Raw genomic sequence first — 2,641 nt, forward strand, 5'->3', positions numbered from 1 at the left:
TCCAGCGCATACAAAAAGCCGTCCGCCACGCTCACCAGCACCTCGAGCTGCGGATCGGTGTCCACGTTGGCGGCGATCACCCGGTCCACCGGATAGTAGAAGTTGTACGCCCAGCGCAGCGAGCCGTCCTCGGCGTTCAGCGCATACAGGTAGCCGTTCTCTGAAGCGGCCAGGATTTCGTCCTTGCCATCGCCGTCCACGTCCGCCACGGCGACGTCCCGAATGGGCGACAGGCGCAAAGCGCCGGGGCAGACGCTCTCCAGCGAGTCAACGTATTGCCCCGCGTAAGCCACGGGCTGATTGATGAAGCTCTCGCAGCTTCCTACGTTGAAAGACACGCCCAGCCCGCGCGTGTAAAAATCGCTGAGGTTCACCCCGGAGGCAGCCCCGACGATGCCGCCCAAGCCGCCGTAGATAAGTTCAAGCCCGCCTTCAGCCGAGGTGACCTCGGCGACGGCAAAGCCGCGATGGCGAATCACTTGTCCACCCTTATCGCCCAGCGCGCGTGTTTGAAGACCGCTCAACCAGGGCGATCCCGCCAGCACCTGAATAAGATGCATGCTGCCGCCGTCCCCCTGAGAAGGGGCAAACTCCAGTTGTGGATCACCGTCGAGCTCGGCCACCATCGCAGTAAACGCCCATGATGCATAATAACCGTTAAGCCAGTTCCCATTCGAGCCATCTAACAGGGCGGGTGTACTGCCATAAGTTCTGATAAATACATCGTCGTGACCATCGCCGGTGACGTCGGCAAGGGCGGCAAGACTCTCTTCGTGTATTATCCCCGGTCGGAGCCACAGTTGCGTCAACGTGCTGCCATTTTGTCGCAGGGCGCGCAAGGGCCGGTTATACGGAAAGTCGTGCAGCAGCAGTTCGTTCTCGGCAGTGCTGTTGTCGAGCTGACCGTAGCCGGCCAAGAAAATCCAAGAGCTTGTACCAGTGATTATCCCCGTTGCCGCGATGGTCTCACTGCCGTCGAGGGGGTTCTTGTGCAACAGTTGAACCGTCGCGGTCGGAAGCAAGGTGCCGTCCACCACCGGGTATTCCCACGGCCCGCCGTCCAGGTTGACCGGATGCCAGTAACTAGGTAGGCCAACACTCGGGGAGAAGAAGCGCTCCCAGTTCAATTTGGGCGCCGCTTGCTGGGTGGCGGTGTAAGGATCGAGATTGATCAAGGCGCCGCGCGCATCAACCAAGACGATTTCGTTCTTGCTATCGGCGTTGCTGTCCACAACGTAGAAGTCCGCAGTTGCGCTCCCTGCGTATGTGCTCCACTGCGGTGAGAGGGTGGCGTCGAGCATGTACAGGTAACCGTTGTTGCACGCGACGGGCAAACGCACGGGGCTGAACGTCGCCGGCGCGCCGCCCACGCCACACGTCGCCCCTGCTGGGTAGGGGAACTGGGTGATGAACGCCCCGCTCGCGCCGTTATAAGCAGCCAGATATTTCCGATCTGTGGTCTCGGCGAGCACGTCCGCAATGTTGTCGCCGGTCAGATCGAGATGGACTACTTGCAGGCCGCGCACCGTGATGCTGGTCGTCCACATCGGGCTCAGGGTCGCCCCATCCCAGTTGTACAGCCGAAACTCCGTGCCTGCGGGCACCTGACGACACAGGCCGACCTCCTGATCGGGATCGGCGTCGTATGAACTCAGGCCACAGAAGTGGACATCCTGGGCGCTGAACAAGATGTTTCCCGTGTTGGCATCAAAGAGCCGCGCCTGGCGCTGGCCGCTGCCTGCCTCGGTATAATTCAACAGTACTTCTCTATCCCCACCGTCCAGATTAGCCACGCTCGCTGACAGACCGTAGTATGGTACTGAAGCGGTATAGAACCACGTGGTGGTCACGGTGTATGTGGTGGGGCTTGTGGAGACGACGTTGTGCAGCAGATAGCCATAGTTAGTGCTGCCAGCATAGCCAAAGTACAGGAACTCCGCCTTCCCGTCCCCAACGACCGTGTCGGTGACGATGACCTGGGTTCGTCGCGTTGCCCCAGGAGGCAGACCCGTCAGCGCGCTCCCGAAGGTACGCGTCAGCACCGTCCATGTGGGTTGAGAGGTGACGACCATCACCTGCGGCGGGGTGTATCGTTCATACGCAAGCACAGCCTCTTTGTAACCGTCCCCGTCGAGGTCGCCGAAACCAAATCCGCCATAAAGCCCGTTCACGCCACCCGCTGGCGTCAGCCAGACGACCGGTTGGGGCGGAGCGGTGATGGCCGACGGATAGCTGTACAGGTAGCGGTCGCCAAATCCTTGAGGAATAAACTCTTGTCGGCCGTCGTTGTTCAAATCTTCCAGCGCGCCGCCGCCACCGCTGTAAGAATTCACTCCGGTCAACTTCGACCACACCTGGCCGGTGCTGCCGGAAAGCGTGTAGCGCTCCCAAGTGGATGCTCCTACCGCTTTGCCCAGCACGATCTCCACACTGCCGTCGCCGTTGACATCTTTGATGGCGACGATAAAGCCGCCGAGCGCCTCGCTGATCCAGAGCGGCTTGCCGGTGATGTCAAAGGCGCGCACGCGCCCGCCGGCCGCGACGATCACCTCCGGCTGGCCGTCGGGCAGGCCGCCCGGGCCGGTGATATCCTCCACCCAGGCCCCCGGCGCGCCGCCTACGGGATACGACCACTTGATCG

At 61.5% G+C, this 2,641-nt stretch carries 1 protein-coding gene; it reads right to left on the reverse strand.

Going from position 1 to position 2,641, the window contains the following annotated elements; all coding sequences use genetic code 11:
• A partial coding sequence (locus GXH28_RS15835; protein ID WP_169239973.1) for an FG-GAP repeat domain-containing protein occupies positions 1 to 2,641 on the reverse strand: 2,641 nt, incomplete at both ends.

It is taken from the genome of Candidatus Roseilinea sp. NK_OTU-006, assembly GCF_012931985.1.
Taxonomy (GTDB): domain Bacteria; phylum Chloroflexota; class Anaerolineae; order J036; family Brachytrichaceae; genus JAAFGM01.